The sequence below is a fragment of the Natronosalvus vescus genome, from assembly GCF_023973145.1.
GTDB classification, from domain to species: Archaea; Halobacteriota; Halobacteria; order Halobacteriales; family Natrialbaceae; genus Natronosalvus; species Natronosalvus vescus.
Map to the genome: position 1 here is coordinate 233,876 of NZ_CP099546.1, position 14,859 is coordinate 248,734.

At 63.9% G+C, this 14,859-nt stretch carries 15 protein-coding genes; 7 read left to right on the plus strand and 8 right to left on the minus strand.

Annotated elements, in window-relative coordinates:
- The first annotated feature begins 1 nt into the window (after position 1).
- Positions 2–856: a transposase gene (locus tag NGM68_RS01040; RefSeq protein ID WP_252699810.1), complete on the plus strand. Its 855-nt coding sequence runs from the start codon at positions 2–4 to the stop codon at positions 854–856.
- Between the two features lie 396 nt (positions 857–1,252).
- Positions 1,253–2,836: a phosphoglycerate dehydrogenase gene (gene serA / locus NGM68_RS01045; RefSeq protein WP_252699811.1), complete on the plus strand. Its 1,584-nt coding sequence runs from the start codon at positions 1,253–1,255 to the stop codon at positions 2,834–2,836.
- A gap of 60 nt (positions 2,837–2,896) precedes the next feature.
- On the opposite strand, the gene NGM68_RS01050 is transcribed toward serA, so the two are convergent.
- Positions 2,897–4,453 carry a DNA-directed DNA polymerase II small subunit gene (locus NGM68_RS01050; RefSeq protein ID WP_252699812.1) on the minus strand — a complete coding sequence of 519 codons (1,557 nt, stop codon included), beginning with the start codon at positions 4,451–4,453 and terminating at the stop codon, positions 2,897–2,899.
- 115 nt (positions 4,454–4,568) lie between these two features.
- Here NGM68_RS01050 and NGM68_RS01055 point away from each other — a divergent pair, with 115 nt between their 5' ends.
- Positions 4,569–5,810, plus strand: coding sequence for a S24/S26 family peptidase (locus NGM68_RS01055; protein WP_252699813.1), 1,242 nt, complete (start codon positions 4,569–4,571; stop codon positions 5,808–5,810).
- A 132-nt stretch (positions 5,811–5,942) separates the two neighbouring features.
- Here the strand turns inward: NGM68_RS01055 and NGM68_RS01060 are convergent, their stop codons facing one another.
- The 5 genes from NGM68_RS01060 to NGM68_RS01080 all read right to left on the minus strand — a co-directional run bounded on the left by NGM68_RS01060 (position 5,943) and on the right by NGM68_RS01080 (position 9,957).
- Complete coding sequence (locus tag NGM68_RS01060) at positions 5,943–6,533, minus strand: hypothetical protein (RefSeq protein WP_252699814.1); 591 nt, start codon at positions 6,531–6,533, stop codon at positions 5,943–5,945.
- Between the two features lie 171 nt (positions 6,534–6,704).
- Positions 6,705–7,244, minus strand: coding sequence for a heme NO-binding domain-containing protein (locus tag NGM68_RS01065; RefSeq protein WP_252699815.1), 540 nt, complete (start codon positions 7,242–7,244; stop codon positions 6,705–6,707).
- Between the two features lie 178 nt (positions 7,245–7,422).
- Positions 7,423–8,295 (minus strand): ribose-phosphate diphosphokinase, encoded by an 873-nt coding sequence (locus NGM68_RS01070; protein WP_252699816.1) that lies wholly within the window; start codon positions 8,293–8,295, stop codon positions 7,423–7,425.
- Between the two features lie 54 nt (positions 8,296–8,349).
- Positions 8,350–8,880 carry a hypothetical protein gene (locus tag NGM68_RS01075; RefSeq protein WP_252699817.1) on the minus strand — a complete coding sequence of 177 codons (531 nt, stop codon included), beginning with the start codon at positions 8,878–8,880 and terminating at the stop codon, positions 8,350–8,352.
- 48 nt (positions 8,881–8,928) lie between these two features.
- Complete coding sequence (locus NGM68_RS01080; RefSeq protein ID WP_252699818.1) at positions 8,929–9,957, minus strand: HVO_0234 family beta-propeller protein; 1,029 nt, start codon at positions 9,955–9,957, stop codon at positions 8,929–8,931.
- A 133-nt stretch (positions 9,958–10,090) separates the two neighbouring features.
- Here NGM68_RS01080 and glmM point away from each other — a divergent pair, with 133 nt between their 5' ends.
- Positions 10,091–11,455, plus strand: a complete 1,365-nt coding sequence (gene glmM / locus NGM68_RS01085; RefSeq protein ID WP_252699819.1) for a phosphoglucosamine mutase — start codon at positions 10,091–10,093, stop codon at positions 11,453–11,455.
- A gap of 83 nt (positions 11,456–11,538) precedes the next feature.
- Here the strand turns inward: glmM and trpY are convergent, their stop codons facing one another.
- The gene (trpY, locus tag NGM68_RS01090) at positions 11,539–12,042 is read right to left on the minus strand and encodes a TrpY family transcription regulator (protein WP_252699820.1); all 504 of its coding nucleotides are present in this window, start codon (positions 12,040–12,042) and stop codon (positions 11,539–11,541) included.
- A 32-nt stretch (positions 12,043–12,074) separates the two neighbouring features.
- Here trpY and NGM68_RS01095 point away from each other — a divergent pair, with 32 nt between their 5' ends.
- Together NGM68_RS01095 and NGM68_RS01100 are read left to right on the plus strand one after the other, a co-directional pair.
- Positions 12,075–12,290 (plus strand): hypothetical protein, encoded by a 216-nt coding sequence (locus tag NGM68_RS01095; protein WP_252699821.1) that lies wholly within the window; start codon positions 12,075–12,077, stop codon positions 12,288–12,290.
- Between the two features lie 41 nt (positions 12,291–12,331).
- On the plus strand, positions 12,332–13,393 hold the full coding sequence (locus NGM68_RS01100) for an N-acetylmuramoyl-L-alanine amidase (RefSeq protein ID WP_252699822.1): 1,062 nt from the start codon (positions 12,332–12,334) through the stop codon (positions 13,391–13,393).
- A 31-nt stretch (positions 13,394–13,424) separates the two neighbouring features.
- Here the strand turns inward: NGM68_RS01100 and NGM68_RS01105 are convergent, their stop codons facing one another.
- The gene (locus NGM68_RS01105; protein ID WP_252699823.1) at positions 13,425–13,796 is read right to left on the minus strand and encodes a DUF5518 domain-containing protein; all 372 of its coding nucleotides are present in this window, start codon (positions 13,794–13,796) and stop codon (positions 13,425–13,427) included.
- A gap of 80 nt (positions 13,797–13,876) precedes the next feature.
- On the opposite strand from NGM68_RS01105, the gene NGM68_RS01110 reads away from it, so the two are divergent.
- Complete coding sequence (locus NGM68_RS01110; protein WP_252699824.1) at positions 13,877–14,845, plus strand: NOG1 family protein; 969 nt, start codon at positions 13,877–13,879, stop codon at positions 14,843–14,845.
- Positions 14,846–14,859 lie beyond the last annotated feature (14 nt).

Below are 14,859 nucleotides of genomic sequence, written 5' to 3' on the forward strand. Positions count from 1 at the left end.
GATGCTCGATCTCGACGACCGCAGTCCGCTAGCGAAATCACTCCTGTACAATCTTGGCACGATGGACGTGGACGCCATTGACGGCCAGTTCGATGGCGTCCGCGACCAATTCATCGCTCAGGCACGCAAGGCTCGTCGCTTCCCGACCACTGCAGAGGTCGCCCTAGACCTCCACGAGTGGCTCTACTACGGCTCGAAGCAGACACCGATGGTGGCACGAATCAACCCGGATCGTGGAACGAATCTCGCCTACGTCTTCGTGACACTCTGCATCGTTTCACCGTCAACACGCTTCACGCTCGCGTCCAAGCACGTTCCTCGAACCGACACAACGTCGCTGATTGGAGCGATCCTGGACATGATCGAGACGGCACGAGAAGCCGTCTCGATCACCCGTCTCTACTGTGACCGTGGTCTCTATCGGGTGGAACTGGTCAACGCACTTGTCGATCTCGACGTGGAGTTTGTGATGCGCGCACCCAAAACACCAGGAATCAAGCGCGTCCTCTCTGAGCACGACGCCGAGAGATTCGTCACCAACTACGAGTTAGTCAGGAGAGCCTCACCGACGATGCGAGTGCCGGTGACGCTCGTCGTCGTCCCGCACAACTCGCGGGACGACGACTCGCTGTGTCTTATCACGAACCGGACGAGAACGGTTGACGAAGCGGTGCCACTCGCTCAGGCGTATCAGCGCCGGTGGGGAATAGAAACGTCCTACCGGAAAACCGGTGGGTTTCTGCCCCGAACCACGTCGCCAGTGTTTGCGGTGCGGCTGTTCTCTTTCTGTTTGCTGTGGCAGTGTACAATCTCTGGATCATCGTGTGTCTGTTGCTCTCTGAGCAACGGCGAGTGAGAACACGGCCAGCCGTGTCAACGGCGACATTTCGGTTCTTCCTGGGCACAGTGACGTACGGCTGACCGTCTTGAGGGCGCTAGCCCGGGTCAGCACGCCTTTTCGTACTGGCGAGACTCTCTGTCAGCGTGAATTACTTGTCTCGTCCGTCACTGCCGGCTCAAACCACTGCTCGAACAACCGACTTAACCCGAATTTCAGTGACCGCGCCCTGTTTCAGCGAGCGCTCTGCAATCTGAATCGGCAACTACTCTTCAGGCGCGGGAGGAGGTCAACACCCTCTGACCCGTCGACTGGCGACGATCCACGACAACTGCGGTCGGTCACAGCTTCGAGACCCACCCAACATCTGCACCCTTCGGAAGGGTTTACCTCGTCCGCGCGATTGACTCGCACATGAAGGTGCTAGTCACCGATCCCATCGACGATGCGGGTCTGGCCGTGTTGCGGGACGCCGGCCACGAGGTCGAAACGGGCTACGAACTCGAGGGCGAGGAACTCCTCGAGGCGGTTTCTGCGGCGCATGGACTCATCGTCCGCTCTGGAACCGAGGTCACCCGGAGTGTCCTCGAGACGGCCGAGAACCTGGTCATCGTCGGGCGAGCGGGGATCGGTGTCGACAACATCGACATCGATGCAGCCACGGACGAAGGGATCATCGTCGCCAACGCCCCGGAGGGGAACGTTCGTGCGGCCGCCGAACACACCGTCGCGATGACGTTCGCCGCCGCCCGATCCATTCCACAGGCACACGCTCGTTTGAAGGTGGGTGAGTGGGCGAAAAGCGACTACCTCGGCACCGAACTCAACGGCAAAACCCTCGGCGTCGTCGGCCTCGGTCGCGTCGGCCAGGAGGTCGCCAAAAAGCTCGACGCCCTCGGAATGGACGTTGTCGCCTACGACCCGTACATCTCCGAGGAGCGCGCCGAGCGCATCGGGGCCGAACTCGCCGACCTCGAGGCGTGTCTCGAGCAGGCGGACTTTCTGACGATCCACACGCCCTTGACCCCCGAGACGGAGGGGCTCATCAGCGACGCCGAACTCGAGCGCTTCGGCCATGGCTACGTCATCAACGTCGGCCGGGGTGGCATCATCGACGAAGACGCCCTCGCCGCGAAGGTCGAAGACGGGACGGTCGCCGGCGCAGCCCTCGACGTGTTCCGCGAGGAGCCACTCCCCGAGGAGTCGCCGCTGCTGTTCGTCGACGACATAATCGTCACGCCCCACCTCGGTGCGTCGACGGAGGCCGCCCAGGAGAACGTCGCGACCTCAACGGCGAGCCAGGTCGTCGCCGCCCTCGGGGCCGAACCCGTGGCCAACGCGCTGAACGCGCCCTCGATCGACGAGAGTGCGTTCCCGCGAGTCGAGCCCTACATCAACATCGCCGAGACGGCGGGCAAAATCGCCGCCCAGCTCCTCGATGCTCGCATCAAATCCATCGAGGTTCGCTACGAGGGCGAGATTGCCGACGAGGACGTCGAGTTCGTTACCGCGAGCGCACTGAAGGGCGTCTTCGAACCGCTCGAGTGGCAGGTCAACGCGGTCAACGCCCCCCAGATTGCCGAGGATCGAGGCGTCGAGGTAACGGAGTCCAAGAGCCACCAGACGGCGGACTTCCAGAGCCTGATCTCGGTGACGGTCGCGAGCAGCGACGATGCGATCACCGTCGACGGGACGCTCTTCGCGGGCGACGATCCGCGAATCGTTCGGATCGACGACTACCGCGTGGACGCCATCCCGCACGGCAAGATGGTCGTCACCCGGAACACCGACGAACCCGGAGTCATCGGCCTCATCGGTACCGTGATGGGCTCTCACGGCGTCAACATCGCGGGGATGTTCAACGCCCGCGAAGCCCACGGTGGGGAGGCGCTGACGGTCTACAACGTGGACGGCGACGTCCCCGAGGAGGCCAGGGAAGAACTCGAGCGCGACGAGCGGATCATCGGGGTTCGGTACATTACGCTGAACGGGCAGTAGTAGCACTCACTCGAGGCGCTGAAGGGACAGTTCTACGCTCTCGCTCGAGGCTCCCTTACTTTAACTGAACTTTTGCACCGTCACGTCGAGCGTGTCCAGATCCACGATCGGCGCGTACCCCGAGTCGGGGTTGATGTTGACGCTCTTCTGAAAATCGGTCTGGGACTGCCAGCAGCCGGAGTTGATCGCCAGCACGTTGTGATACTTCCCGAAGCCGAGTTTGTGGACGTGACCCGTGTGGAAGATGTCCGGCACCTCGTCGATGATCAGGTAGTCCTTCTCCTCGGGGGCCAATCGGGTGTGGCCGCCGAACTGGGGTGCGACGTGACGTTTCTTCAGGAGGTGGTACATCGCCTTGTGTGGCTCGTCGTAACTCGCCTTCTCCGCTGGGAGTTCGGCGATCACTTCGTCTAAACTGACGCCGTGGTACATCAGGACGGAGACGCCCTCGAGGGTCACCGTCGACGGATTGCTGACGATCCGGGGGTCGTGGGCGTCCATGATCCCGCGCAGACGTTCGTTGAATCCCGGCTGGGGTTCGGCGAGGCGGACGGCGTCGTGGTTGCCCGGGATCATCACGATCTCGAGGTCGCCGGGAACCTGTTTCAGGTACTCGTTGAACAGTTCGTACTGGTCGTAGATGTCGACGACGTCGAGTTCCTCGTCCTGGTTCGGGTAGACGCCGACGCCCTCGACCATGTCGCCGGCGATCAGGAGGTACTCGACATGCTCGGCGTCCTCGGTGTGGAGCCAGTCGGTGAAGCCGTTCCAGGCGTCGTGCATGAACTCCTGGCTGCCGACGTGGACGTCGCTGATGAGCGCCGCCTGGACGTGGCGGTCGGCCGTCGAAGGCTGGTGCGTGCGTGGAACGTCCGGGAAGTACATCGAATCGACGAAGGCGATCCCCGAGTCGTCGGCGAGGGTGCCCTCCATCGCGAGCGCCTCGTCACAGAGCAACTCCTCGACGAGGTCGGCGTACTCCCGATCCTTCATCACCAGCCACGGGAACGTACCGGTGGCGTCCTCGAGTTCGACCAGCCAGTGACCGCTCGCCGTCGACCGAATGTCGTTGACCAGGCCGACCATTGCCACCTCGCTGCCGCCGGGCATCGACTCGATCGAGGTCGCGGGCCGGTGGTTGACCCGCCCGCGCAGTTTCGAGCCGAGGCGCTCGAGGCGGTCGCGAAAGACGGCGACGAAGTCCTCGTACTCGCCGGTGCCGGTGCTCTCACCGGTCATGTCGTTCGTGATCGCGACCGCTTGCCGGCTCGTATCGATCGCCGACCGTGGTGCGTCCGACCCCTTCGTTTCAACTGGAACTGACCCAGCGCTGGAGGCCGGTTTTGTGGGCTGTGTTCCAGTCGAAACAGGGGGGTCTGTGGTTGCGTCCAGTGCGGTCGTGTCCGTCTCGGACGCGTCACCCCTGGCACGCTCGAGGGCCGCCCGAACGTGGGCCGTTTCGAGGACGAGTGCGTTCTCGGGCGCCCCGTCGATCGCCTGCTCGAGCAGTGCGAACGGCTCGTCGGCACTGGCGATGAGTGTCACGGCTTCCCGTTCGGCGTTGTAGCCGCGGCTCGTGAGTTCACTGACGATCCGGGCCGGCCCCTCTAATGGCACGTTCTGGGTATTCTCGAGTGGCGATAAAAGGCTAGCGAATGTCTCGATAGGTGGGATGTTTACGTCCTTCCCCGGAACAGAAAGTTGATTGCCGACGCCCCCAAACCGAAGGCCGATGAGCGGTAACGGTGCCGACGACTCAGGTGAGGACTCGAGCGATCGCTCCGGGTCGTCGGATCGCCGTGACGAAGGCTGCGACCCAGACGCGGATCGGCGGGACGAGCCCCGATCCGACTCACCTCCTGTTGCTGACGATGCATCGGGCTCGAGTAATCCCGAAGCCGATGATGATACCACTGTCTCGGACTCGAGGCATTCTGATACCAATAATGCGGACTCGAGGCGCGACCTTGATCGCCCGTCTCACTCGAGTTCCCACCGAGACGATACACAGTCACCGGAATCGGACGACGAGCCCGAAAATCGGACACCTGAGTGGGCTCGTGACCATTCCGGTGGCCCGGCGTCCCCCGGACAGACGGCAACCGACAGCGACACAGGCCGACGATACGACTCGTCGCCACCGCCACGGAAACGACCCGACGACGATCGGGTGACGATCGAAGACGACGGCGTCGTCCGCTGGTTTTTCAAGACCGATCACGGCACGGTCGTCGCCGTCCGTGACATTCTGAGCAGCGTCGCCCTCGTCGCGTTTATCGGCCTGCTCCTGTTCGCCATTAGCGGGATCTGGCCCCCGCTGGTCGCCGTCGAGAGCGGTAGTATGGAGCCGAACATGGAGCGTGGTGACATGATCTTCGTCGTCGCCGTCGACCGGTTCGTCGGCGACGGCCCCGTCGACGGAACCGGTGTCGTTACCCTCGACACGGGTGTCGAAAACGGCCACGAGAAGTTCGGAAAACCGGGTGACGTAATCATCTTCAGACCGAACGGGGCGGCGCACGAGACCCCGGTGATCCACCGGGCACACTTCTGGGTCGAGGAAGACGAAAACTGGGTCGACGAGCAAGCAAACCCCGAGTACGTCAACGGCAACAGCTGTGATCAGATCCAGGCCTGTCCAGCCCCACACGACGGCTTCATCACCAAAGGTGATGCCAATAGCGTGTACGACCAGACGACGTGGTCACGCGGTGCGGATACGACGGTCGTCAAACCCGAGTGGACGACCGGAAAGGGAATGTTCCGTATTCCATGGCTCGGCCACATCCGCCTCGGCTTCGAGCGACTCTTCCCGTCGATGATCGCGATCGGGTTCCAGCCCGGCGTCTCTGTCCCAGTCTCGAGCGGTTTGCTCCCGCCGCTGTCGCTCTCGACGACCCTTGTCGGTACGGCGGGCGCGATCGGTTTCGCCCGCGTGTCGCAGGTGGATCGAGGTCGACGTCGACGGTTCTGACGGTTCGGGTTCTCGTTTTGGTCTCGATTGGGTCTCATGTCCCGTCTCTCGAGTTCCGAGTTCCGTGTCTCGTTTGAGGCTCGAGTCTCGAGAGTCCCGTATCACGAGTGCTGCGAGTACCGTGAGCACGCCCTACGACGTCGTTCTGTCGTCGACACCTGTCCCGAACGCCTCCGTTTCGATTCGAACGGCTTTCGGCGTCGGCCCCACGAGAGCGAACCCCGATTCGGTTGTCAGCCGGACGCTGGCGTTCGCTCGCGGTCGGTCGCTCGGAGTCGTTCTAGCGCTTTCGAACGCTTCGTCCCTGATTCGCGTCTCCGTCCACGCCGCCCGCTCGAACGCCCGACGCCAGGCTTCCGGGATCGTCGCGTCAGATCGATTGTCCGTCTCGCCTTGCTCGGGCCCGTCGGATTCCGTTTCGGTGTCCTCGATTGCTCCGTCGTCGAAACCGAACCACTCCCCCTCCTCGAGATCCCAACCTGGGGATTCCATTCGGCTCTCGCCGGCCTCGAGTTCGCGGGCCACTCGCTCGAGTTCCTCGAAGAGCTCGCTCGCGACGGTGTCGTCGGCGTCGATCGATTCGTCTCGAGTTGGATCATGTGCGCCGTCCGCGCTGGCCAGCACGTCTTCGGGCGAATCGACGCCGAAGGCATCGAGTACAGCGTCCGGGTCGGGATCGATCTCCTCGAACACGTCCGTTTCGTCGGTGGGCTGATCGTCCATGGGTGCCCGCCCGTTCCAGACGGCTCCCCTTGGTTAGCCCCCTGCTACCGTCTCACAACATTGCCTGGCAGCGTCGTTGCGTCGAGTTTGGCAGTGCCTACTCGTCTCTCGTGAGCAGGGTCTCTGCGTGGGGACAAGCGCTCCTATGCGCCCGCTCACTCGAATCCGACCTCACTCGAGCCCCTCGACCAGAAACACACACTCCGTATCCCCGTTCACACGTCTCGTTTCGAGCCGCGTCACCGTCACGTCGACGTTGAACTCCCTGGCCATCCCTTCGAGGACGCCGTGGGCAATCGCCGGATAATCACGCGAGGATCGGTAGGTCACCCGAAGCCCGTCGCCGGCTTGCATACAGCTCAGCGTCGGCGGTTCGGTATCGTTATCTTTCGAGCGAATCTCGTCGGTGATCGCCTCGAGACCGCTGAGCAACTGGGGGTACGACCAGTCGTTGCGCCAGTGGGCGCGAAAGGTCTGGAGAAGCGCTGGCCCAAGGGTGCGGCCGAAGTCGCGTTCGATGATTGTACGCTCGTGGCCAGACAACTGGGCGACTGTCTCGAGAACCTTAGGAATCTCGTCGTCAGGATAGTGTGAGATCTGCAGGTACAGTTGTGGGTCGATCCCCGCACGATCGAGGACGACCGTCCAGCTCGCTTCGTCGGTTTTATCAACGACATAGGTCTTGAGCGTCTGGTGGACGAGTCCGTGCATTCTGATGGGTTCCCCCTGATGAAATTGTTAGTCGAGGGTTGGAGCGTGACGTAATATGTTGTTCGGATCAGGAATGTTTGCCGACGTGAGTTCGGTGGGAGGTAATTGCGTTCGGGAGCGGAGGGCGGCGTCGGTGTCTGTGTAGTGTGGCTACGTGGCCGTCACCTCACCACCGTTCTTACTCGAGCGCTGCCGCGACCGCCGAGGCGACCGACACGGCGCTGACGGGACGCTCGAGGGTGTCGGTGCCGTAGATCGCGTCGACACCTGCTTTCGTCAGTCGGGTGTAGGCGTTTCGAGCCAGCAGCGGGTGGACGCAAGTGACGAAAATTCGGGCGGCCCCGCGCTCAGTGAGTACGCCAACGGCTTCGCTCATCGTACCGCCGGTCGCGATGATGTCGTCGGTGACGATGACGTCTCGGCCCCCGACCGCGACGTCGCTCGGCGAAATGTCGACGTCGGTTCCCGAGTGGCGGGTCTTCTCGAAGTAGTCGACCTCGCCGCGACCGTAGGTGTCGCGAACCGTTTCGGCGAGTTCGATCGCGCCGGAATCGGGGGAGAGAAAGACGGGGTCGTCCAGATCCGTAGGCAGTGGCTCGGCGAGGACGCCGGCGGCATCGATCGCCGTCGCCGTCGGCTCGAAGAACGCACAGACGTCCGTCTCGTGGGGGTTGACGACGAACACTGAGTCCGTTCCCGTGGAGATGGCTCGAGCGACCGCCCGCGCAGACACCGGCTGGCCGGCTTCGAACGCTCTGTCCTGACGACCGTACCCCATGTAGGGGATGACGGTGACGACCTCGGCTGCACCCGCCTCGCGGGCGGCGTCTTGCAACAGGAGGAGTTCGACGTGGGCGTCGCTCGAATCCGTCGAGGCGACGACGACGACCCGTTCGCCCTCGAACTCGGGTGCTGGGTCGGATTCGAGGCTGAAAAATAGCTCGCCGTCGGGAAAGCGGTCGTAGGTGGCGGGAGCGAGCGACGCGCCGAGTTCGTCCGCGAGCGCCGCTGCCAGCGCCTGGGATCTGGAGCCGCTAACGATAGTCGTCATACTCGGGGGGACAGCCTCCGGGGTAAAACCGGTTTTCGTTCGCGTTTCGATCGATTAGGCGTCGTCGCCGTTGTCGTCATCGTCCGCCTCGGCAGCATCCTCGGCGTCCGTGATGTCGACGTCGCCGTCACCGCAGGGGCCACCGTCGGTGACGCCGGCGATGCGGATCGTTCCATCACGACGAACGAAGATAATCAGGTTCAGACAGGCCGGATTACTCCAGTTCGTGGGGGTCACTTGCGTGAACTCGCCTTCGTCGAGGCGCGCGGTTACCCGGAAATCGCCCCGCTGGTCGGGCCAGTCGCCCTCGAGGGTGACCCCTTCGGTCGTGTCGTCGAACTCGTGGGTCGACCAGTGGTCGATTTCGCCGTCGAACTCGACGAGGACGTCGACCGTGTGTCCCTGGTCGTCGAGGTTCTCGACGGTGATTTCGCCCAGGCGTGTCCCGGTCGGTTCGGGCGAATTACCCTCGTCGTCCCCACTTTCCCCGTCGTCCTCTTCAGCCGAACTCGTACACCCGGCGATCGCCATTGCACCGACAGCACCCGAGGCGGCGAGCACCTTCCGCCGCGTTAGATCGCTCATGATCCGGCGAATGGGGTGCCCGGTAGATAACTCCCCGTCAGACGCTCGTCAGACTCCGCGGTCGGGTGACGCCGCGAGCGGAACCGCCAGCCCACAGACGCCCGAAATTCCGATGGTGTGCGCCCGCCACGACGGGTCGTCCGCCGATGCGGTGTCGGCGGCCAAAACCGTTCCCGTCGTCGTCACTGCGTAGACCGCCTCGCCGTAGGCCACCCCTGCAATGGGATCGCTCGAGGAAATCGCCTCATCGTCCTCGACGCGTGTCCACTCGCCGCTGGCAGTGGTCGTGGTCGTAGCGCTCGAGCCGGCAGAACTCGAGGAGGCGTCCGCGCTCGCGGAGCCGTCGGCAAACACGTACCATTCGTCGGCCACCACCGCGTGCGCGCGAGCCAGCGACCCGGGTTCGCTCACCGGATCCGCACAGACAAGATCGACCGACCCGTCGAGTTCCTTCATCCAGCCGTTACCGAGTTTGTAGAGTCCCTCGGCGGTCGCCGCAAGCGGGACGCCCGCGGCGGAGACGTCCCGGACGTCCGTCAGCCCAGCGTGCTCGAGGCGGCCGTCCCAGTCTCGGAAGACGCCGACGTCGGTCGCGAGCAGGTCGCCAGCGATCGATCGGACGCTCGAGGGGGCGGGCGCGTCGGTTCCGTACTCGAGGGGGAGCCAGTCACCGGTTGCCGTACTGCCCGTCTCCGACTCGAGTTCGTACCGTGCGACGACTCCATCCTCGTCGGCGGCCAGCACCGCTCCCTGGTGTACGCCGACGGCGACGGCGGGGCCGAAGCCGGTCGGCTCGAAGCTGAGAGTGGATCTTTCGTCTCCGTCTCCGTCTTCGCCCCCAACTCCATTCCCGCCACCCGTCTCGAGTCGACACACGAGAACGTCTTCGTCGGTTGCGACGGCTAGCACGTCGACACCGGCGGCGATATCGCGGGCGGTACAGCGCTCGAGCAGGCCGAACTCGCCGACCGTCGTTCCCGAGACGAGCACCCGGACGACGCCGACGTCGCTGGCGACGTAGACCGTCGTCACCCCGCTCCGGTCGCCGTAGACGCGCTTTTCGTCGATCGATTGCATGGTTGAACGTTGGTGCGGTGGGTGGAAAACGTTCCCGACGCTGGCGACCGCCTCGAATGCGCGGGGCGTGTCGACGGTCGGTGCCCACTGTAGTTCGCAACCACTTTGATGATTCCCGACCTATTATGTCCTAATGAAGGTATTCGGTTCGAGTGGCACCCGTGGCGTCGCAAACGAGGAACTGACGCCGGCGTTCGTTCTGCGGGTGGCGAAAGCGGCCGGAACCGCGTGGGGAGCCGACCGCGTCGCCGTCGCTCGAGACACCCGCTACACCGGGCGCATGATGGCCGATGCCGCCTCGAGCGGCCTGGCAAGCACCGGGACGGACGTCGACCGACTCGGCATCCTCCCCACGCCCGGCGCCCAGTTCTACGCCGAACGCGAGGGCGTGCCGACGATCGTCATCACCGCCTCGCACAACCCGCCACCGTACAACGGCGTCAAACTCGTCGGCGCTGACGGCGTCGAACTCGCCGTCTCGGATCTCGAGGAGATCGAACAGACGCTCCTCGGGGAGACGTTCGCCGTCGCCCGCTGGGACGAGACCGGCCGCGTCCGGGAGGTCGACGGCGTTCGCCAGGACTACGTCGCCGAACTGCTCGCGAACGTCGACCGCGAGACGATCGAAGCGGCGGAGTTAACCGTGGCGCTCGATCCTGGCCACGGCGCTGGCTCGCTCACCAGCCCTGAATTCTTCCGAACGCTGGGCTGTCGCGTCATCACGGTCAACGGCCAGGCCGACGGCCACTTCCCCGGCCGCGACCCCGAACCCGTCGCCGAGAACCTCGTCGACCTCGGTCGACTGGTTCGTGCCACCGATGCCGACGTCGGCATCGCCCACGACGGGGACGCCGACCGGGCTATCTTCTTCGACGAGGACGGCACCTACGTCGAGGGGGACGCCACGCTCGCAGCGCTGGCCGCCGCGGAACTCGAGCCCGACGACGTGACGGTCTCGGCGGTCAACGTCTCCCAGCGTCTGGTCGACGTGGCCAACGACGTCGGGGCCGACCTCGAGTTGACGCCGATCGGCTCGACCAACATCATCACCCGAATCGAGGAACTCGAGATCAACGACCGACACGTCCCGATCGCGGGCGAGGGCAACGGCGGCATCTTCTTCCCGGACTTCCGGCTCTCCCGCGATGGAGCATACACGGCCGCCCGGTTCCTCGAAATCGTGGCCGAGCGACCGGTGAGCGAGATCGTCGCGCCCTACGACGGCTACGCGAACGTCCGGCGCAACATCGATTACGGCTCGACGGCCGAACGGGACGCGATGCTCGACGCGGCGGCCAACCATGCTCAGGCCTCCGACGCCGAACTCAACACACGCGACGGCTACCGCCTCGATCACGGCGACGCCTGGGTGCTCGCCCGACCCTCGGGCACCGAGCCGCTGGTACGGATCTATGCGGAGGCTCGGGATCTCGAGCGGGCAGAGACCCTCGCTGGCGACATGTACGAGGCGCTCGCGGAGGCGAAAGCGAGCGCCTGAGAACCCGTCTGTTCGAATCCTTTTGAGACGCGCTGTACGTTCGCAAACGGGCAGTTAGCTAGCAACCCGAGATGACGGCGATACTATTGCAACTCGAGGCGGCGAACGAACGCCAGCTCCCGAATGTCGGTGATCACGTTCCCCGGGAGATCCTGATCGGTGACGAGGTGGAGCCGTGGCTCGTCGGTGAACTCCGGATCCTCGCTGATCGTCTGGCGGATCGAGATGTCGTGATCGGCGAGCACCCCGGTCACCGCGGCGACGATTCCCTGCTGTTCGGCGTCGCTGACCTCGACGGATAGCACCGTCAGGTCGAGCACGGGGGCCAGATCCATCAGACTCGGCACCTGCGAGATGTTCTGAAAGATCCGTCGCAACTCCGGATCCTCGAGGATGACGTCCGTCGTGGAATCGACGACGCGCCGATCGACGTCGATCTCGCGGGCGATGCCAGTGTTTGGGATTTCGATACCGCCAGAGACGACCCGTCCGTCGTCGTTAACCGAGAAGCCGCGCTCGAGGAGCAATCGGATCACCGCCTGTTGACTGGGCGATCCCTCGAATTTCTCCATGATCTCGTCGAACATTCTTTGGCGGTCAGTACGCGCCCTGTCGTATAATGGTGGGTGATCGTCCGGTGGTCGGTTCCACGCTCGTGGTTGTGCAGATGGTGGTAGTGGTGGTTGTGCAGATGGTAGTAGTGGTGCTCGTGATGCTGGTGGGCTATCGAGTGGGTTTCGACTGCGTGTCCCTGTCTCGTGTGGATCGGATGGTGATCCGACTCCCGACACTTAAAAAATATGACTACATAAACATAATGGATATAATAATTTGATTAAAAATTATATATCTTCGTGTGGTTGTGTGTGCCACACCATGGATGTTAACAGGCGACAACTCCTGAAAGCCGCCGGCCTCTCGGTCGGCGCTGGTGGCGTCGTAGCGGCAAGCACCACGGCGGCCGCAGCTGAGGAACCGGTCGATCAGTGGCGACCCGCGGACTCGAGCAACTACTCCGCGTCGAACCGAGGCGTGAACGACATCAACTGGATCGTGATCCACTACACGGTCGGTTCGTACGGGGGTGCGATCAACTGGTTCCAGAACCCGGACGCGAACGTCTCGGCCCACTACGTCGTCCGAAACTCGGACGGCCACACGACGAAGATGGTCGACGAATCCGACGTCGCCTGGCACGCCGCCGGCTTCAACTCGAACTCGATCGGGATCGAACACGAGTGGGTCGAGGGCCAGGACGGCTTCACCGACGCGCTCTATCAACGCTCGGCGGCGATCATCGACTACCTGGCCGAGACCTACGACATACCGAAAAACTACTACACGAGTCACACGGCCCCCTGTAACGCCAGCGGCGGCATCATCGGCCACATGCACACCCCGACAGATAGCTACTGCTCGAGTTCGAACTCGACGTCCTGTCCGGGGCCGTACGATCCCGACAAGTTACAGCAGTACCTCGGTGATGGCGACGGTGGCGACAGCACCTTCGAGATGGATCAGGCGGTTCACACCACTGCCGACCTCAACGCCCGCGAACAGCCCGGTACCGACTCGCCCATCGTCGCCACGATGCCCGAGGGCTCGGCCGGTCGGGTCGTCAACGGCCCCGAGTCGGCCGACGGCTACACCTGGTGGGGGCTGCACTTCCATGCGGAGAACGTCTGGGCCTGGTGTGCCGAGCCGTGGCTCGAGGCCTGCCCGACGTTCTGTCACGGCACTTACGTCGAGTCAACGGGCGACCTGAACGTCCGTTCGGGGCCGAGCGTCAACGACACCGTCCGGTCGACGGTTCCTGAGGGAACCCGCGGCGTCGTCACCCAGGGGCCACAGAACGCCGACGGCTACCAGTGGTGGTACGTCGAGTGGAACGACGGCTCGGAGGGGTGGTCGGTCGTGGACTATCTGCAGACGGCCTGATTCCTTCGACCGCTGCAGATACCTGCCTCGATCACGGATTGAGCAGGCCGCCGAGCGCCCCAGCGACGGCGCTCTCGAGCGCCATGACGAACGCCACGATCACGGCGAAGGCGAAGATGCTGGCCCCGAGGACGCTCGAGATGGCGGCACCGGCCGGACCGAGCGCGAAGCCGACGAGCCCGACGACGAGCGCCAGGATCAGTCCGCCGACGATGCCACCGAGCGAGCCCGCGAGGAGGCCGTGCCAGAACCCCGAACCGAGGCCGCCCCCGGCGAGGTAGCCCGCGACGAAGCCGCCGACGAGGCCGGCGGTGAGCTGGCCGAGTCCGGGGGCGGCGACGCCGAGTACGCTGAGGACGACGATCACGAGAAAACCGATGCCGACTGCTCTCCAGCTGGTCATGCTCCCTCATAGAAGGGCCGGACAAAAATACGCATCGCGTAACGAACGACCTTTTATGACCGGCCCACCTAGTCGAGCACATGATTTTCGAAGACCTTCCGACCACGCCCACGTCGGAAGAGCTGATCGACAAGGCGTTCTCCCGGGCGTCACGAGCCGGTCGAGCCCAGAAAGGGCTCGACGCCCAGCAGTCGATGCTCCAGACGGCGGCGAACATCATCTCCGACAACCTCGAGAACGTGGTCACGTCCTGGCCGGATTTCAGCTACGACGTCCACCCGTTTTACTACGAACTCGCCGACGCCATCGTCGACGTCGACCGGCTTCGCCAGAGCCTCTCGGAGGTGACGTGGGCCAGCCGAAAAGCCCGCGAGATTCACGAGGAGTACCAGTCGAAACTGCGCAAGACCGACGTCGACACGGCTAGAAAGCACCGCAAACAGGCGTTCGCCCGGCTGGCCGACATCGTCGAACAGGTCGGGGACGAACTGCTGTACATCAACCAGTCGCGCAACGACCTGCGCGACCTCCCCGAGATCAACCCCGAGGAGCCGACGATCGTCGTCGCCGGCTACCCGAACGTCGGGAAGTCCTCGTTCGTCAACGACGTGACCAACGCGCGCGGGGAGACCGCTTCCTATCCCTTTACGACCAGGGGGATCGGACTGGGCCACTTCACCCGCGATCACATCCGTCACCAGATCGTCGACACGCCGGGGCTGCTCGACCGCCCGCCACAGGATCGCAACGAGATCGAATCCCAGGCCGTCAGCGCCCTCGAGCACCTCGGCGACTGCATCCTCGTCCTCGTCGACGCGAGCGAGGAGTGTGGCTACCCGCTGGCCGACCAGCTCGAGTTGCGCGACGCCGTCGCCGACCAGTTCGGCGACATCCCGGTGCTCACCGTGTGTAACAAGGCCGATCGCTCGCGAGACGTCGAGGCCGACTACTACATGAGCATCGAAACCGGCGAGGGCGTCGAAGAGGTGCTCCAGGCTGCCATCGACGTCATCGATTTCCAGCCGGAGTTGCCGTCTCGAGACCGTTAGCGCACGTTTTCTCT

Bases quoted from the DNA above. Each gene is read 5' to 3' on its own strand.
- NGM68_RS01040 (WP_252699810.1), top strand. From the start codon at position 2: ATGCTCGATCTCGACGACCGCAGTCCGCTAGCGAAATCACTCCTGTAC.
- serA (WP_252699811.1), top strand. From the start codon at position 1,253: ATGAAGGTGCTAGTCACCGATCCCATCGACGATGCGGGTCTGGCCGTG.
- NGM68_RS01055 (WP_252699813.1), top strand. From the start codon at position 4,569: ATGAGCGGTAACGGTGCCGACGACTCAGGTGAGGACTCGAGCGATCGC.
- NGM68_RS01060 (WP_252699814.1), bottom strand. From the start codon at position 6,533: ATGGACGATCAGCCCACCGACGAAACGGACGTGTTCGAGGAGATCGAT.
- NGM68_RS01065 (WP_252699815.1), bottom strand. From the start codon at position 7,244: ATGCACGGACTCGTCCACCAGACGCTCAAGACCTATGTCGTTGATAAA.
- NGM68_RS01070 (WP_252699816.1), bottom strand. From the start codon at position 8,295: ATGACGACTATCGTTAGCGGCTCCAGATCCCAGGCGCTGGCAGCGGCG.
- NGM68_RS01075 (WP_252699817.1), bottom strand. From the start codon at position 8,880: ATGAGCGATCTAACGCGGCGGAAGGTGCTCGCCGCCTCGGGTGCTGTC.
- NGM68_RS01080 (WP_252699818.1), bottom strand. From the start codon at position 9,957: ATGCAATCGATCGACGAAAAGCGCGTCTACGGCGACCGGAGCGGGGTG.
- glmM (WP_252699819.1), top strand. From the start codon at position 10,091: ATGAAGGTATTCGGTTCGAGTGGCACCCGTGGCGTCGCAAACGAGGAA.
- trpY (WP_252699820.1), bottom strand. From the start codon at position 12,042: ATGTTCGACGAGATCATGGAGAAATTCGAGGGATCGCCCAGTCAACAG.
- NGM68_RS01095 (WP_252699821.1), top strand. From the start codon at position 12,075: ATGGTGGGTGATCGTCCGGTGGTCGGTTCCACGCTCGTGGTTGTGCAG.
- NGM68_RS01100 (WP_252699822.1), top strand. From the start codon at position 12,332: ATGGATGTTAACAGGCGACAACTCCTGAAAGCCGCCGGCCTCTCGGTC.
- NGM68_RS01105 (WP_252699823.1), bottom strand. From the start codon at position 13,796: ATGACCAGCTGGAGAGCAGTCGGCATCGGTTTTCTCGTGATCGTCGTC.
- NGM68_RS01110 (WP_252699824.1), top strand. From the start codon at position 13,877: ATGATTTTCGAAGACCTTCCGACCACGCCCACGTCGGAAGAGCTGATC.